Genomic DNA, 20165 nt, shown 5'->3' on the forward strand with positions numbered 1-20165 from the left:
ATCTGTAATTGACTTGTAGATATCGATAGAAATATCGCCACCACTGCCGGCTACACCCATAGCATTAATGTAGCGATAAGGAATCGCAACAGTGCCTTTTCCTTCACCGGATGCGTTCGAGAAACGCAAGCTGCCATTATTGATGTTGATATCAACATTACCTGCATTGCGAAGGCTTGATGACGTGTTAATTCCGGTGCTTAACGTGATGTTGGACGCGGCAGACAAAGTAATATTGCCACCTTGAATTGAGCCTGTGGTGTTGATATTGTCGTTGGTAGCATTGGCAGCGTTGTTTGATCCTTGGAGCGAGATTGCACCACCTGCTGCCAGGAACTTCACCATACCTCCATACGAACCGCCATTAGCTTCGATAAAGCTAGTTGTTGTAGATGGTCCAAAGTAAATATCGCCAGTTGTTGCTGTAATACTGATATCGCCTGAGTGACCATCTGCTAGAGCATTTGTCTTAATGTATTCACCGGCATTTGTAAATGTTCCATTTGATGCAGCATAGCCGTTAGCTGCAAATGCGTTGACATTTCCACCATTCGCCCCGGAAGTTTCTGTTAGTCTCAAGTTTTGATCCAAGCCACCAACTGCAGTTGTGATCGTACCGCCCGAGGTACTTGACGATGTGGCATAATAATTTGTTCTTCCACCTGCAATTCCGCAACATCCAAGACCGTGAGACACGTTATTGCCGGTAATTACAGAGAAGTTGATATTGCCGGCTGTTCCTGACGTCGTCGATGCACTGACAAAGCCCGTGCCCTGCATTTGATAGATGCCAGCAGCAGCAGGAGAAGTGACAGTAGCGATACTGCCTTCCATGACTGATTGACCAACAATGAGATTTATTTGACCGGCTTTTCCTGTCGTACTAGCGGTGGTTATATCAAGTCCGTTGAGTCCGGCATTATGGAAGATGATGTTACCCAAGGTGGAAACCAGTGTGGCATTACCACCATTCAAGGCGGACGAGGCATCAATACCTGATACACGAACATTGGCGCCGGCAACAGCAACAAAATTACCGGACTCAACTGTACCGGAAGTGCTGATACTGGAAACAGCAGAGCCGCTGTTGACGTAGTTGATTTCACCCAACGGTGCAACGTACGATATGTTGCCGCCGTACAAGCCACCATTTGCCAATTGTAGTATTTGACCATTTACCGTGTAATTGCTGGTTAGTGAAGTATAGCTTTGCGAACCACCGGAAGCTGTTCCTCCAGTAAGGACATTGGCCGAAAGCAGAATGCTGCTGCGAGCGACCATGGTCATAGAGTCGGCGTTTGTACTGTTTGTCTTAGTCAAGTTCGGCTGACTAACGGTACCAAGAACCAGAATTGGCGCAATCATACGCGAATCACCGCCAGTATTAAAGTTTATGGTGCCGTTAGTAATTGAGTTGAAACCGGCAGGATTGTAACCCGACATGCTTGTCGGCGACACTGTGATAGTTACTGTCGCGTTATTTAGAGTTGTAGGCGTACTGGTTAAACCAACAAAGGCGGCAGCTTGACCAGCAGCCGTGGTGACGTTAGCTGGTGCATAAGGGTTGGCCGAACCAGTCGGTGTCGGGCTAATGGCAGACGGGCTGCTTGCAGATGTTGCCAGAATGACAGTGCCGGAACCCGAACCATTTAGAGAATTGTATGCATTGATTGACGTATAAGAAATGGTGGTGCCTGTAGTCTTCGCCGATGAGATAAAAACCGAACCGGATCTGGCAGGCGATGAGCTGGTGGCACTCATATTTCTGGTGTCAATTGTGCCGACATTAACAGCGCCGAGAGCGGCTATGCCGACAGAGCCAGCAAGGGCAGTCGAGCCGGTTGCCTGAGTAAGAATAGATGTAGCAACTGTAGCAAAGCCTGACGTATCTAAAGAGACAATCTGCACATCACCGCCGGATGTACCTGATGTATTGATGCTGCCCACACTTATAGACTGTGTACCATTATTACCACCGGCACCGATGTTAACGTAACCGCCTCTACCTAGCGTTGACGAGGCATCGAGATTCAGTGAACCACCGATAGTTGCAGCAATTCCCTGTCCGGCAGTAAGTACCAAAGAACCGGAGCCGGCATCACCGGCAATCGAAATTCCTTGGATGGAACCTGATGCCGAGCCGGCGCGAATACTACCAGCCGCACCAACTGTTACCGAACCGGAGAACGCACCATTCAAACCACGAGCATCAATCGATCCCAACTGTACGGAACCAGCCGCTGCCTTGATTAATACTGAGCCACCGTATTCATTGGTTCCTGAACCAGAGGCAAAAATATCGCCAGAGCTATTAATAGCCGTTCCACTGCTTCCAGCTGACATCATTACGCCGCCAGACGAGTTGCCGGCAGAGGAAACATCAATGTCAGAACCAGCAGAGAAAGAGATTGTTCCGGCTGTTGCTTTGAGAGCCACCCTGCCGCCACCAGCATAACCGTTTGCAGTTGGAGTACCTTGCAAGCCTCTAGCGTAGATATCTCCCGTTGCAGAGAAATTGTTGGCTGCGGTAAATTGCAAGACCCCGGCGAAATTCTCCGAGCCATAGGCATCAGCCTGGACAGTACCCGAAACGATAATGTCGCGACCAGCAGTGACGTTTAACAAGCCACCTAAGCCGAAGCTAGTGGTTGAATCAGTGGAGAGATTTGCACCGCCTGTTAAATTGACATCACCGGTTGCGCCTGTTGTAGTGATAGTGGCAACACCTGCATTACCACCATTCAAGCCACGCATGTTAATCGCTCCGGTTATCTGTACTCCGGACAACGAGGTAAGGCTCAATGTGCCACCAAGAGCTCCTGGTCCTGTGCTATTACCAACCGAGTTGGCAGTTACCGAACCGATTGTAATCGCACCAGCCACGGCCGACACTGTGATTGAGCCGCCGTTAGATGTAGTTGAAAGCAAGCCACCACCTGAAACATTGGAATAGCCAGATGCTGACAGATTGCTGGCATCAATACTGCCGATGGTTGATGTAAGTGACATCGAACCGCCGGAAGCTTGGCTCAAGCCATTAACATTCACTGTTCCTATCGTGGTGTTCAATCTGGACGATAGCGTGATCGTGCCGCCTCTGTTGAAGATACCCGAACCAGTTGCCGACAGACCACCACGAGCAGAAACTCCATCGTAGGTGGAAATTGTGCCGAGACTCGATGTAAATGTAATTTGACCGCCATTAGCACCGTTGGCAGCAATATTGGCACCACCCAGTGCAGTCATTTGAATTAAGGTTGGTGCTACGACTTGAACGGTACCACCTGTTCCAGTGCTCGATGAAACATTGATGGCATTACCGCCAACTCCGGAACCTGCAATCGTCACATTGGTGCCGGCATTCAAGCTAACCGTGCCGCCTGTACCGCTAACTGACGTTGCGCTGACAAAACCGTTGATTGTCAAATTACCACTAGCTGACGGACCGGCATTAAGTGTAATGGTGCCACCGTTACCGGAGACAGTAGCGTTAGCTGAAGCGTTTTGCACTACAACAGTCGATCCGGATTGGTCTGTGGTTAAGGTTATCGAACCGCCGCCCAGAGCGGAATCAACTGATAGGTTGGCGGTGTTAATCGATTGACTTGCAGTTAAGGTAATGGTGCCACCCTGTCCAGCCGAGGATGAAGCGGAAATATTGCTTGCGCCCAAGCTGACAATTGAGCTGGTTAAATTCGACGGATTAGCAGTGATACTGATGGTGCCGCCATTGCCGTTTACGCCGGAAGCTCCCAGATTACCGGCATCCAGCTGAACGCCACCGCCGAATATTGTGATGCTACCGCCCGTACCTGTCGTTGCATTGACATTCAATGATGATCCATCAGCGATTTCAACTAACGACGTAGTGTTAGTAGTCCGCAAACTAATCGAACCACCTGAAGTACCGGAAGCCTTCAATGCTCCCTTGGTGCCATTTGGTTGCGGTGTGCTGCCATAACCTAGTACAACCGTATAGCCATTGTCAGCCGATACGGGGAAGAGTGAAATCGAACCGCCGGTGTTGGAATTGGATGATACATCAATAGATATACCGGAACCCAATGAAGTTTCACCGGAAACATTGAAGCTATTGGCATAAATTAGAACGCTGCCCCCTACACCGCCACCGGACAAAGCTGTTGATGCGGCAGTTATGGAACCAACCTGAGCAGTTCCGCTGCGAGCCGAAAGAACTACACTTCCAGGATTGACCGGAGCTGAAGCATCAATCTTGAAACTGCCGCCGTTGATATTAACTGCAGCATCAAGTATGACAGCACCTGCTGTAGCCGATGCTGACGAGACGGAAGTTACGAGGTTGTTGCCTAGAGTTATTGAACCGGAAGAGTTGGCTGCAACTATAGAGCCGGAGTTGCCGGTTGAGGAAGAAGTGAGAACGAGTCCTAGCGGTAAGCCGCCACTACCATCCGTATTGTTGGCAAATATGGCAACCGGTCCTGACGATCCTGTCGCGTTAGCGGTAACGATCTGACCAGGAGGCGTCGATGATGGAGCCAGGCTGATGTTGATGCCGGAAGTAAATCCGGAAGCCACTGAAGCATCAGCCAAAATTACCGGGTTAACAGGACCAGGCGCACCAGCCAAGAAGCTGAACTGTCCGCCAGTGATGATACCACCAGCCGAGCCGGTACCGGTATCATTGTTGTAACTTACAAAACCGCCCTGTCCAGCAGTGCCATTGACGCTGCTATTTGTTGTTGAGCGAACGACCAATGAACCAACAGTGGCATTGCCTGTTGTGGCAATGGACAACTGACCACCCGATGCATTGTTCAAACCACCAGCAAAGATACTGGATGTTTGAATTGTACCGGCAGCAATGATTGAGACATTACCTGCACGGCGTCCGGAGCCACTAGTATATGTATCAATTTGTCCCTGACCTACTAGAGTACTGCCTGACCAATTACCTATCGTTACGGTTGAGGCTGAAGAAACGAATAGCGAGCCGCCGTTGCCGGTAGAGGTCGACATATCCAAACTGGCAGCTGTGTTGATCAAGCTTCCGGCAGAACCGTTAACCAATACCGATGAACCGATGAGTGTGATATTTCCGGCATTGCCTGTTCCGGAGCTCGTTGCGCCAGCTGTATTAATACCGCTGTTGATTACTGATGGTGTTAGTTGACCAACTTGCAATGCACCCAGACCCAGCAATGTTACATTGGCACCGGATGCGGTTGCATTGGAATTATTGATTGTATTAGCGACGGTAATATTACCTGTCGAAGCAATACCAACTGAACTTGTGCCATTACCAATCAACTGACCATTGATTGTAACATTGCCGCTAACAGCCAGAGGAGCCAAGAATGATTTGGTTGGCGTAACGAAAGTCAGGTTGTTCATCGTGACGCCGGCCGACAATGCCATACCGGGAGCCAGGCGAGTACCTGGCGCGGCAACGTTTTCGAAGAATGGAGATGTTGCGCCGGCACCGGTGTTGAAGACAATTTGATAATTGGCTGTTGGACTGGCATTGATAGTGGCTGCTGTCAATAAATTCACCGTTACGTTTTGGAATGAATAAATGTTGCCGGGAACGCTTGTTGTGGCGCTATTGCTACTACTACTCAATAAGACAGCATAGCCGGTCGCACCACCCGCTCCACCGGACAGCAAAAGATTGGCATTGGTAAATGGAATACTGGATGTGCTGGAAACAAAGATGTTGCCACCATTGGCACCGCTGCCGCTTGCGGCAACAGAAATATCCGAACCATTAAATATGGAGAAACTGCCGGTTGTAATTAGAGCGATGTTACCGCCACCGGTGACGCCACTAGCACTTATCACAGGAGTACCAGTGCCGTTAATTGTCAGCGAGCCACCACCGAAAGTGTTTAGATAGAATGTGCCACCTTGTCCGGCACTGGAAGAAACGTCCACACGAGTTTGCAGGTTGATAGAACCGCTAGATGTAATATACATTTGTCCACCAGCCAAAGTACCGGTTGCTGAAAGGACCTTACTATTTGGTGGTGCAGTAGCATTCACCGATAAAGTACCGGTACGCGAAGTAAGGAAGATATTTCCTCCAAACCCTTGTGTACCAGAACCATTTGCATGAACATAAGCAAGTGAAAGATTGCCTTGAGCATTGATGGAAATACTGCCGGCCGTACCATTCGATCCATTAGCCGTGATGGCACCTTGTCCACCCGAAGTGCCGGCAGAAATTAAATTGATCAGTCCGCCACTGGACGCGATGCTAATGTTGCCACCATTAGCGCCATTAGCCGAAAATGCCCAATTAGAGCTAATCGCGCCAGCTGTTGAAACGGAAATATTTCCAGCGTTATTATTAGTTGAGTTGGCAATAAATTGAATGTAACCATTGCCACTAGCAGCCGCACCGGCAGCACTTGTCACAGAAATGCTGCCAGCATTTCCCGATACGGAAGATGTGTTAATGGATGCTTCGCTGAGTGCGGTATATGCGCTTACAGCCGAATTGATTGCGCCATTAGCCAGTGCAATCGTTACATTGCCGCCGTTGCTTGAACCACCTTGTGTGTTGATGAAGCGCTGTGTCGAAGCACCAGAAACGGTGTAGGTGTTGAAATCCAAATTGCCTGCACCGGTAATTGCTAAATTAACGTTGCCTCCCGAAACGTTGGAAGATGTGTCAATCTCAGCTATCAGCGTCGATATCGTGTTTACTGTATTGAAGGACATATTGCCGGACGACGTCAGATTAACGGAGCCGCCTTTGGATGTCGCTGATGTGTCGATAAGGACTCCACGCGAGTTGCCGGTATGTGTAGAACTGCTTTGAGTGGAGATTGCACCGGAGACAACTATCGTGCCGGCGGAAGCATTGAGATTGACATTGCCACCGAAAGTTCCACCGCGTGCATCTAAGTAACCTGTATTAAAGGCAGTAACATTAGCGGTGATGCTGCCTGCTCTGACCGCACTGGCATTTGCTTGCAAGAAGCCAGGGCTTGTGAATGAACTTGTAGAGGCAATACTAATATTGCCGCCGTTGGCTCCATTAGCCAAGGCGTTCATCATCGGCAAACTGATTGTACCGTTGACATTGATGGTGATATTACCTGCATTATCGCTTGTCGAATTTGAAATTAGCTGGAAGTCACTAAATACACCGCTGCCAAATTTGCCCCACTGTCCTTTATCGATAGTGATGGTAATATTGCCGGCTTGTCCCGATGTTGAGGACGTATTGAAGGATTGCTCGCGAGTGGAGCTGATAGCATTCTGCTGCGTGAAGAAGATACCGGCACGGGCATTGGCGTCGGTTTCAGTAACCGACTGGGCAATATTGATGAGGATGTCACCACCTGAGCCTGCTCCACCCATAGCATTGATGAAGCGGTTCGGACTGCCGACTGTTCCCAATCCTTCTCCAGTGCCTGTAAATATCAAATTGCCTTTTGTAATCCTGACAGTAACATCACCGGCATTGCGCAGAGTTGAAGATGTATTCAAGCCCTTACTTACTGTCACATCTCCGCCACCGGCCAGTAGGTTGATGTTGCCGCCCTGAATTGTACCTGTGCTGGAAATGTTGTCGTTATTTGAATTAAACGTGAGCGTGTCAAAGAATATGGAGCCGTTTGGTGCTAAGAAGGTGACGTTGCCGCCAAATGATCCACCGTTGGCCTCAGCGTATGGATTTGGAGTCGAGCAGCAATTGTTTGTCAATCCAACGCCACCGGTAGCTGAAACCATTGTGATGTCACCAGCTTTGCCTACGGTAGCGTTGGTAACCAATGCGCCTCTCCAGCCGATGGAATTAATTGAATAAATATTGATGTCACCACCGACTGTACCAGTCGTCCTGGTATTTAAAAGCGGGAAGTTTAGCTGTCCGCCAATACTAACCGAAACATTACCACCAGTACCACTTGTAGAAGTTGTGAGCAGTTGATAGATGGTAGGAGGATTGCCGCCGCCACCGGAATAGCCCGATGGTCCGGATATAACAATCTCATATATGTCGCCGCCGTTGCCGGACGTAGAGGAAGCGTTAAACGAATTTTCGTCGGTGGTATTCGCGGATTGATTGGTTGTAATAACTCCTGAATAGTTGCTGCCGGCATTGTTCCATGGGTCATTATTTCCAGGAGATGTTTGCCCCATAATTAGAGAGATGTTGCCGCCATTGCCCGTTGTGCTTATTGCACTCACATAATGTCTTTGATTGGCGGCGCTGGCTGTCCCGATAGTTCCAGCTGCCGTGAACCAAAGATTGCTGTTTGTCGTAATCAAATTAACGTCACCGGCAGATTGAGAGTAAACACCACTGGCACCCATGGAAGAATCTACAGCGCTGGCAAATGCCAGACGTGAATAAGTGACAGCTAGAATCTGTCCACCTTGTACGCTACCACCGGTACCTAGCGTGACAGTACCACCGGCATCGCGCTGGAGATATGAGCCAAGCGGCGCAAGAGTTGTGATATTACCGCCGACGCCGGCTGTTGTTGCTCTAGCATCAAGCTTGTTATTACCGTCAAAGAAATTACCATTTAGACTGCCGGTGATACTGAAAAGCGAGATGCTACCGCCGCCACTGGCGCCACTCATGTTGATACCACTGTTGATTTGAATGTCACCGGACGCCGCAATAGTGTATGAGTCGTTAGTTGTAGACGAGTGCATACCCTTGTTATTACCGCTATTTTGAAGTTGCAGCTTATTATTGCCGCCAACCGTTGAGAAGACCAAGATTGGAGCAATTAAGAACGAGTCGGCGTTGGTATCAAACGTCAATGTAATATTGGTGTTTGTCGGTGCGTTGTATCCGTTCGGATTGTAATTGGTCGGTGCAGCAGTTGGACTTATGGTAATTGTGCTGCTTGAAATAGTTGTCGGGCTACCACTGCCGACTCCTGTAAAGGCTCCCTTCATGCCGGCGGCTGTAACAACATTTGCCGGAATATTTGCAGTTGGAGCCGGTGTAATAGAAGAAGAATTTCCGCCGGAAATTAAGATTACTTGTCCGGAGGCCGAACCGTTAGATGCATTGTAAGCAGTAATTGTTGACGTGTAATTGATAGATGTGCCGGACGAGAGGAATACGGAACCCGATCTTGCCGGAGATGTCGTTGTACCTACGAATGTATTAGTTGTGTTAATGGCTCCGGAAACGGTCAAGGCTCCGGTTGTGGCAATACCAACCGAACCGCCCATCGTATTAGAAGCCGTTGCTTGAGTGGTTATGGAGCCCACCGAAACTGATTTCTTAGCAGCATCAATTGAAACAATCTCTACTGCACCACCTGCAATACCCGTCGTATTTATAGTTCCGACCTGGATAGATACCGTACCGTTATCTCCAGCAGATCCGATATTAACTGAGCCACCGCGTCCGGATACGGAAGACGTATTGATATTGAGTGTGCCTCCTGCATTAGTCAGAATTGCTCCGCCGGCACTTATGGTAACAGGACCGGCAGCATCGTTACCGGAAGTCGATATACCTCCAACAGATGTTGCAGAACCTGCAGATAGATTGTTTAAAGCAGCCAACGTGACCCAACCGCCGCGAGCTCCGGACAAACCACGAGCATCTATAGATTGAATTGTAAGCGCTCCGCCGGTTGCACCGATTAGAACAGCACCGGCTGATTGATTGTTGCCGACACCGGAAGCAATGATGTCACCGCCAAGATTTATTCCGCCCGTACCATTAGCAGCCATTACTACATGACCGGACGAGCCGCCACCGGACGATACGTTGATAGATGCACTCGGTCCAAAAGTAATTCCGCCGGAAGCACCGGTAGAAACAAGTGCCACACGCCCACCATTGGCGTAGCCGGAACCTGTTGCTTGCATTCCACGAGCAGTTAAGCTGCCACCGGACGTGATGGTTCCTGCCGCCGTTAGACTAATGAAACCTGCATAGCCGCCAGTTCCTATACCATCGACATTTATTGCCTGCGTGTTTACATTGCCGGCAGTTGCGGCAGCTGTTAAGGTTCCACCAAATCCTCTTATGGACGAAGTATCAGCAGACATGTCTACGAGTGCATTGAATGCGACATTGCCTACCGAAGCCGTTGGAGTAAAGGTACCGGCATTGGCACCGTTCAGTCCACGAATAGTGACAGCGCCATTAATAGTAGTATTGCCACTGCTAGTCATGGTGACAATTGCGCCCTTAGCACCAACTGTAGAAGCACCACCTACGGCATTAGCAGTGATTGTACCAATAGTTATTGAACCCGCGCTTGCCGTGAGTGTGGCCGTACCGCCATTTGATACAGTGTTCAAATTGCCGCTGCCAACAACATTTGAATAACCAGAGAGATTCAATGCGCTGATATCAATATTTCCGGCAGACGGCGTTACGGTAATAGCACCGCCATGAGCTTCATTGAGTCCGTTGACGGTGAGAGCTCCTGCTGTAATATTGCCAGTTGATGTAAGGATAATTGTTCCGCCAATCTTGTCGTTGCCGTTGCCCGTAGCGGAGAAGGAGCTGCGTGCCGAAACACCATCGAAGGTGTTGATTGTACCGGCGGTTGTATTGAATCTGATGTAACCATTTGTGGTGCCGGATGCGTTTACACCGTTAGCAGCAATAACTCCACCACCGGTTGTGGTAACGAGGATATTGCCGGCGGCATTGACATTGATTGCACCGGCATTGCCCGTGCTGGATGAAACATCTAAGATTGTGCCATTGCCGTTGAGACCGTTAAGAGTCACACCGGTTGCGGATGTGATGTTGATATTACCGCCGGTGCCCGAAGAGGTGGACGCAACAGTAGCACTGCCCAGCACCACATTGCTAAATGTTGTTGATACATTAATCGTACTTGCCGCGCCGGCTCCTGTACTGGCATTAAGACTACCAAGCAAGTTGACGGAATTAGCCATTGTGCCTCTACCGAGAATTGTAATAGCAGCTGAATTACCATCGCTCGAACCATTAGGATTTACGTTGATAGTACCGGCATCAAGCTGTACCTTGCCGGCTGTAATGGACAACGTCGGCGCCAAGCTCAATGATGTCATGTCAATTTGTGAGCCGTTAGCAATTTCGACGACTGATGAACCGTTAGGTGTGAAAATCGTCAAGACGTTTGTTGTTGTAGAAGCTGTTCCAGATGTAACAATCTTGCCAAAGGTACCTGACTGCGGGGAGCCGGAATTATAGCCAACGCGGAACGGACCATTGCCTATCGGATAAATCGTAACAGCACCACCACCACCAGTAGTCGAGGAAGCGTTAATTGAATTGCCTCCTACTTGTCCGCTGATTATTACATTTTGACCGTACAACGTTACAGAGCCGCTTGCAGACGATGCGCCGGAGACATTTATAGACGTGGCTGAGACATCACCAGAGCGTGACCAGAGAAGCACATTGCCCGAAGCTGCGGTAGATACCGATGAAGCATTTAGATGTCCATTGAAAGATACAGAGCCCAAAGCATCAGCATTGATCGCTCCAGCTGTTGTTCCAGCTGTTGTCACAGAAGTATTAATACCAGTACCTACAGTCAAGGCACCAAGCGAATTAGACAGAGCAACTAAGCCGGTATTTCCTGATGTTGACGTATTACCTATTGCATTAATGGTGAGTCCACCTGCACTTGCTCCGATGACTGTCACGGCACCTGTGTGTCCGCCTGTTCCGGAAGCGTTGTTAGTATAGATTCCGGCAATTGTTCCAGTGCCACTGACGACATTTACGCGGATAGCTCCTGTATAAGAGGACGCCTTAGTCGAATCATCCATGATCAAAGAATTGGATAGGAACTTGAAAGAACCAGCAGTGAGGATACCGTTGGCAAAGCCTGTGCCTGTATCGTTGTTGTAACCATTTAGTCCTGCACCAACTGCACCTGCCGAAGCCGTTGTCGTTGAGCGATTAACGAGAGAACCTACAGTGTTTGTATTGTTCACAACGCTGCTACCAGATAGTCTCACCGGGCTCGATGCTACGCTTATCTGACCGCCGTTGCCGCTGCTAAGTCCACCGGCTTTAATGGAAGCAGTCTGAATATTGCCCAAACCAAGTAGTGATACGGAGCCGGCCAATCTGCCACTACCGGATGTGTAAGTATCAATTTCACCCATTGATGTATAAGTTGATCCACTCCAGTTACCAATTGTAATTGAGGATGTTGAACCGACGAATACCAAACCACCAAGTCCGGTCAAAGTAGATGTATCAATTGTGGAGGCTGCGTTATTAACGCTTCCATTGAAGCCCGTAACAGAAACAGATGAACCAAACAAGAAAACATTTCCGGAATTGCCCGAGCCGGATGTATAAGCACCCATTGTATTAATGCCGTTGGTAACAGAAAGTGCGCCGCCACCAACCAGCATAACTGCAGCCCCTGCAGACGTGGCGTTTGAGTTATTAACACTAGAGTTGACGGTCACTGCACCAAGTCCAACCAAGCCGACACCAGAAGTACCGCTGCCGACGACAGAATTAACTACGACATTGCCACCGACCAATAAAGGGGCAACGAATGTCTTATTAGGCATTACGACCGTTAGGTTGCCAGAGCCGATATCAAATGAACCAAAGCCACCCAGAGAACCTGGCTGCAATGTGTACGTGTTAGAAGAAGTTGTATCTGTAATTGTCGGAGCGGCACCTGTCGAAACTGTATAAGTGTAGTTGTCACCCGATACAGCACCTGGGAAATTACCAACAACACTGGCGAAGCGATTTTCGTTGGTTACTGCACTGCCGCTAATTGTGCCGGCGCTTACAGCAATTGCTCGTCCATTTGAAGTGCCGGTAATGGACAATGTATAAGATAAAGCGTTGGCAGAATTGCCCTGCGATAAGAATATGTTGCCGCCTGTGGAGCTACCGCCAGATGCGTTGGCTTGCAAATTCAAAGTGCCCATAATGCGACCAGTGGAAATCAAGGAAATATTTCCACCCACGGTCGAGCCGGTTGCAGTAATTGTATTTGCGGAGATGTTTTGAGCATTCGTGCCGGCCACGTTCATCACAACATTTCCACCGGCAGCGCTAGTTGAAGCTACGGTCATATTGCTTGAAATTGTGATGCCAGTCTTGGCTAAAGCAATAATTTGTCCGCCGTTGAGACTCGCACCGGTGGCAGACAAACTTTGACTGCCTGTATTGCTGGTTACGTTAATAAGTCCTGTTTTCGATACAAGCAAGATATTACCGCCAACACCGGCAGTACCTGAACCATTTGCTTGAGCCCAAGCAAGTGATAGATCGCCTTGCGAAACAACTGCAATGCTGCCACCGGAGCCATTGCTGCCATTAGTTTGAATAGAACCGTTAGAACCACCGAACGGAAGAGTAATCTGCCCGCCCGAATTAATCATAACGCTGCCGCCATTCAAACCATTTGCTGACAACAACCAGTTGGTAGTCAGATTACTACCGGCCGAAATTAAAATTCCGCCACCATTGCCATTCGTGGAATTAGCAGACAATGTTAACGCATTGGTTGTGCCGCTGCTTGAAGGACCGAGCGAAGAATTTGTAACTATATTGATTGAGCCTGCGTTACCGGAAGTTGAACCGACATTGATAGTGGCGCTGGTGGCAACTATCAATCCGGATCCTGACGCCGTAGCAGCCGGAGACGATGCAATAGTGACATTGACATTACCACCGCCGCCATTTGTGCCTTGAGCATTGAGAGTGCTGGAATTTGCCAACGTGATGTTGCCTGAGCCTGTCACTGCAAGATTGATATTACCGCCGACACCGGTAGCAGAAACATCCGAGTTGCCGATTGTCATATCCGTAGCTGTGCTTACCGTGATGTTTCCACCGCGTATTGTCGCGCTGGCATCCAGCAACTGTCCTCGCGAATTCGCACCACCGCTCTGAACAAGTGAACCGGTAGTAGAAGTGACGCTTATGTTGCCGCCGAAGTTACCGCCGCGAGCTTCTATCCAGTTGATTGGGTTAGTGCCCGGTGCCGGCATAGAAGCTACAGTTAAAGAAACATCGCCACCTCTTCCACTTGTGCCGTTGGCAGAAATATAGGTAACATCAGTAGAGCTGAAGTTTGTTACGTTATTGATATTGTTCGTAAACGAGCCATAAGGTGCAGATATTGTAATATTGCCACCATTAAAACCGGCAGCATTGTAGCGCCAGTTGTTTCTTACTTGAGTTGCTCCATTATAGGTAAGACCGATATTTCCAGATGTGTTATTGGTGGAACTGGTAATAAGCTGCAACCATGACCAGGAATTAAATGAACACGAAAAACAACCCAAGCTACCATCGCCGACGTTAATAGTGATGTTCCCACCGACCCCGTAAGTGGATGAAGTATTGAACGACAATTCAGTAGTAGAATTGACGTTGTTGCCGGACACCAAAGTAAGAATACCTGTAATACCATTACCCGTAATGTCTAAGGGTAGAGAACCCATATTAACGGTAAGATTGCCACCATTGCCATTAACAGCGAGTGCATTAATGTATCGTTTTGGATCCGCGGTTGTTCCAGCGCCACCACCGGTAGACTGAGTCGTCATGGCTGTGTTAGTGGTAAAACCAATGGCACCATTTACCGAAGTAATGGTTATATTGCCGGCATTCCCGTTAGAAGATGTATAAAGACCTTTGTTCATAACGATATCAGCACCGGCAAGTAAATTAATCGTGCCTGACTGACTTGTACCGCCGGAATATACGTTCCAGTTGCCGCCATTAAATAGATAAAGACTGCCGTACGGAGCATCCAACCGGATATTTCCGGCTATTGTACCGCCAGTACTTTGAACGACATTGCTATTCGAACAACCAGCACACAAGGAGAGGTTACCCGAACCGGCTATTGCCGTGATATTGGCTGATGTGCCCAATGTATTGGTCGTATCGGCAACCCAATAGGACGAAGCAACGGTCGTTATATTGCCACCGGCATTAATATTGATATTGCCTGGCGTCAAAGCACTAGTGTCAAGGAAAATATCTGAGGCAAAATTGCTACCTGTATTGATGTAAATATTTCCAGCCGTACCACCGATTGAACCAGTCTTGATTTGCCATTGGCTTGCTGTGCTACCTAAGGTACGTCCCTGAGTACCAGAGGCAACGTACAGTCGAACTGTTCCACCGATTGCTGATGTTGAAGATGTGTTGAAGGCATATTCAATATTGGTTTGCGGAGAAGCACCACCTGTGATTATGGCACCTGCCAAATTTGATTCAGCAACCGACTGTCCAAAGAACATATTGATATTGCCGCCATTGCCTGATCCGCTTGTGGCGTCAATATATCTTCCTTGAGTTCCTGTTCCTCTGATATAAACGTTGCCGGTATTGACCATGAAATTGGCATTACCAGCTGTTCCTGCAGAGCTTGTAGTAAACCACTTGCCGAGATCAGCATTGCCCTTAGTGACGACCGTCACATCACCTGACTTGGAAGCACCAACTGTATTAAAAGTGGAGGTGTAACCACCACCACCATTCATCAGGAGAGTACCGTTTGGTGTGAACACTGAGGCATTGCCCGCATAAAGCCCACCGGAAGTTGTGCTAGTATCCATCAATGGAGGCTGAGTACCGCCAAAATTAGTATGAAAGCGAACATTACCGGTGAGTGAATAGACACTGAGGCTACCTGAGGTAACCGATCCGTTGCTGGAAATTTGTTGAGCAGAATTGGCGCTATTATCAATATTTCCTTTGCTCACCAAATAAATAGATGAAGCATTTGTTGTGTTAGTGCTGGTTGCTAACGAGAATGCAGTAGTACTCAAAGAAATAACCGGAACGACAATATATGAATCACCGCCGGTGTTCATGCGCAAACCACCGTTTGTAATTGGGAATGCATCGGAGGTAAAACTATTGAAGCCCTTCGGATTGTAATTCGTCAAAGTAGTAGGCGTGACCGTTATTGTGTAGGCAGAGCTTTGGCTTATGGTTGTTGAAGATGGAGTATTAGTCGTGAAAGCCCCAGCCATTCCAGCAGCCGTGACCACATTTGCCGGAACTCCGGCTACCGGCGTCGGCGTGATGGATGATGAATTACCACCCGACACAACAATGACCGAACCCGAGGCTGAACCATTGCCAGCATTGTAAGCAGTAATTGTCGAAGCATAATTTAGTGATACCCCCGATGATAAGAAAACCGAGCCGGAGCGAGCCGGCGAAGATGTAGCTGCTCCAAATGTATTAGTAGTGTCGATGGCACCAGTTACAGCAAGTGCTCCTAGGGTTGCAACACCGATGGAGCCACCTATGCCATTAACAGCGGATGCTTGAGAAGTGACAGAGCCAATTGAGGAACTGCCGGTATCCAATGAAACGATTTCAACTATTCCACCCGAAGTACCTGATGTGTTTACATTGCCAATTTGAAGCGAAACTCCGCTGCCGTCATTGCCGACTGCACCCAATACAACTTGTCCGCCCTTGCCGGCAGTTGATGATGCGTTAACCGCAAACGTACCAAGCAGTGCTCCATTGGCGTTGCTTGCGTTTCCTGCAGTAACTAGAATAAGACCGGCATCACCAGTTGACTGCGTGACCAATCCTGATAGTCCACGCGAGTTTGCCGAGCTGCCTATAGTTATGTTGGTGCCACCAGTAATAAATATGTTTCCACCGGCTGCTCCGCTAGTGCCGCCGGAATCCACACCAGCCAAGCTTAGTGAGCCTGTTCCGGAACCGCTGTTGTTGCTAATGATTACAGACCCGCCGACGTTACCTGTTCCGCTACCGATTGCTTCAACACGTCCGACGGTGAGCAAGCCGGAGCCCGTCGAGTTGATTAACACACCACCTGCGCTATTCGCTGCAGCTGAGGTAATTACCTTGCCGATAGTAATGTTGGATGCGCCAGGCGACGTTGTGGTGATGACAGCAGAGCCGGATACTCCGGTACCGGCATTGTACGTTGATATATCACCCAGGGTGAAGTTGGTTGCCAGGTTGAAATTTACTCTATTTGTAGAGTTGCTGGTTGAGCCATCAAGCAGGATGGAGCTGCCGGATAAGAAGGTAACGGTTGGGGTTAGAAGAATCGACGATAAATTGCCGCCGGTTTGTTGTCTTTCCAATGGCATTACTATACGTATAGTCAATGTCGTGGCATTACCTGATGTTTGATCAATCCCTCTTAGCGCATTATTGACAAACATCAAATTACCCGGTGTACCGGATCCTGTATCGGAGGACCAGGTGCTCACGTTGCTGACGCTTGATGTAGAACGTGTAACTAGTGAACCAACCGTAAAACTGCTATTACCACTGTCGAGCATGATATTGCCGCCGCTAGCATTGTTGAGACCGGCTGCAATAATATTGCCTGCAACCAGAATGCCGGCAGAGGTGCTCAACGGCAATACACTGGCCAATGTCGAATCCGCACCAAGGAAAACATCACCAGCACGTGCGCCTACACCGTAACCGGATGTATTGATATTACCTACGGTCAATGTACCGGTGCCGGAATACGCGCCAACCGCACCACCACTTGTACCGACTCCTGCAATTACCAACGAATCGGTAAATATGTTACCGGCAGTCAATACAGGTGTCGCTGCAGTGCCTGCTACAAATGGAGCAAGCAGAGTGACATTACCCGAGGCATCAGCGCCTGTGCCTCTAGCATAAATATCGCCTTGGACAACCAACGTGCCTGTCGTCGTACCGATTACTACATTGCCGCCAAACGAATCAACAAGGTTGGTAATTGCACTCGCCTTTATGGAAGCGACTCCAGTGCTTGTACCACCAGTAACCACTTTAGTCGTAGCAGAGCCGCCTACCACATAGATGCTACCGGCGAACGCATGTTGCGGCGATCCAGGTTGTGCACTTATTACTGACCCACTACCCGTAGCAATACTTGTCTGCGCGAAGAGACGGCTTGTATCTGAACCACGTGTGACTAAGACGATAGAAGCTGCATTTCCGGAAGAGCCAACTTGACCCGTGACGTTGCCGCCGATAGACATGTCAGGCATAACAATTGGAGCAAGTAGTCTGCTATCACCATTGGTGTCTATTGCGAGATTACCGGTGGTGAAAATGGACTGAATTCCGGAAGCTTTTTGGAAACCGCCCGGAATCAAATTCCAAGTTGTGCTGCCATTGGTGAATGTAGGAATTGCTTGCGGCTTGATAGTGAATGTGTAATTAGCCGCTTCCGAACCAGCAGGGAAACCAGTGAATGTAGTTGTTGTTCCAGCGAATACACCAAGACCACCGAAAGTCTTGACTGTTTCCGGAGTGGCTGTTGTGTAAGTGGTTGTTCCCAAGCGGATGTCCTTGCTTGCTACAAGAACTACAGATGAATCATTTCCAACGAGAAGCGGGCTTGCATTAGTCGCACTACCAATGGCAATTGAGGTGCCGGTCGCTTGACCGCTGGATACGAAAATGCCACCACTTCGGTAAGCGCCATTGCCAGTTGTCTTCATTACTTCGCCACTGGAAATACTAGTGCCTATCTGTATCGTTTCCGCTCCTGAAATGGCAATGCTGCCTGCTCGTCCATTGGGATCAGTAGAGCTGGTATCAATAGTGCCAGTCGTGATTGTGCCTGTCGGACCAGTGCCGGTGATAATCACATCGCCTGAAATAGTGCCTGTTGTCTTGATGTTTCCCACTGTAATGCCGGCAGAACCTGCGACGCCACCTGTATTGTTGGCGGAGATAATTACCTGTCCGCCTTTGCCGTTAAGTCCACTTGTTTGAATTGTGTTGTTAACCGTTGTACTGAGACCAGACAACAGCAACAAATCACCGCCATTGCCGTTGGAAAGCAAGGGGCTCGTATTAATTGAACCGTTGACGGTAATTGAACCAGCCGGAGCAGATATTGCGAGAATATTGCCTTGCGTGCTGATGCTGCCGACAATTAACGCTTGACCGGTGAAGTAAATGACTGGGTCGCCGGTGACATGCAAGTTGTTCAAATTGAAAGTGCCTTCTGCCACATTGAAAGCTGCGCTTCCGCCTGTTGCATTTACTGCGCCTTCCATACGTTTTACATCGACAGTAATTGCGCCCTTAGGACTGTCAATCATTATTTCGTTGGCACCGTACGTGCCACCCAGTAATTTCAAGACACCAGTTGGACCGGAACCACTGACGTAATTCGGATCGGTAATATGCGCGAAGGACAGTTGATCGCGAGCAAGAATGCTGCCGAGTGCGTTGTTGATATTCAAAGTACTTCCAACCGCATTACGTATGGACAAACTACCTTGCATCGCTTGCAAGATACCAGAGTTGTTGACGTTAGCTATGTTGGCATTGAGGTTGCCCATCATTGCAGCAATGGTGCCTTGGTTGGCCAACGTTGCTGCTTGCAAATTCATATTGGTCATGCCTTGCAAAACGCCGGTGTTGATAATTGAATTGCCGGCCGTTAAATTCAACGCGCCAGTGCTGGAAATCAAACCGGCGTTGACAATATTGTTGACGGCGTTGAGAGTCAAACTCTGCAATGTGGAATTGATGATGCCGGTTGTGTTGTTGTAGATGTTTGTAGCATTGACTGATGCCGCGGTGATAGCGGCATTGCTGGAAAAGAGATTGAAGGTACCGGAATTGACCAAATTACCGGTCACATTCAAGCTTTGCAAAATCGCTGCGTTTTGCGATGCGCGAACGCCTTCAGGAATGACAAGATTTCCGAGCACGCCATTAGTCGCATAATTCTGAATACGAATGCCGCCGCCGATGGCTGCGCCGACATCATTCAATTGCAGGTACTGATTTCCGGTACGCAAAACTTGCTGCAGGGCAACATTCTGAGCTGGTGTCAGCATTTGTCCGGCAGACACAGTCATTACCTGACCGCCTGCCAAAATGTTGGTGGGTGCAATATTTGAAGGTGCCGCCACTGTTTGGGCTACGGATGACAAATCCAAGTCGACCGCGGTGGCTGGGGTCGGGTCGGGAGCAGTTTGAGCCAAAACACCCAGTGGCGCGATTAATTGGATGCTGAGCACTAGGCTCATCAACCATTTAATGTTTACTGCGCGGATACCGGGACTCTTCAAGGTTTATCCTTACTGGCTCACTGCCGTCACTTATTGACTACCGCCCAAAACGCACAAATGCTGGGCTTTTCGTCCATTTCGGACCCTAGCCCTGCTTCTGACTCACACGGTTCCGCAACCGCTTGAACCTGCCTACGGATTTCTTACCCTAAAAGGCAGGCGTT

1 protein-coding gene (cut by a window edge) is annotated in these 20165 nt (G+C 48.9%); it reads right to left on the reverse strand.

The window, feature by feature from the left end; genetic code table 11:
- Positions 1 to 20001, reverse strand: partial view of a hypothetical protein gene (locus K2Y22_03760; protein MBX9877551.1) — the 5' portion only. 17559 nt of this gene lie to the left of the window's left edge; only the first 20001 of its 37560 coding nucleotides appear in the window; the start codon lies at positions 19999 to 20001; its stop codon lies off the left edge, out of view.
- Positions 20002 to 20165 lie beyond the last annotated feature (164 nt).

Source organism: Candidatus Obscuribacterales bacterium, assembly GCA_019744775.1.
Taxonomy (GTDB): Bacteria; Cyanobacteriota; Vampirovibrionia; order Obscuribacterales; family Obscuribacteraceae; genus SBAT01.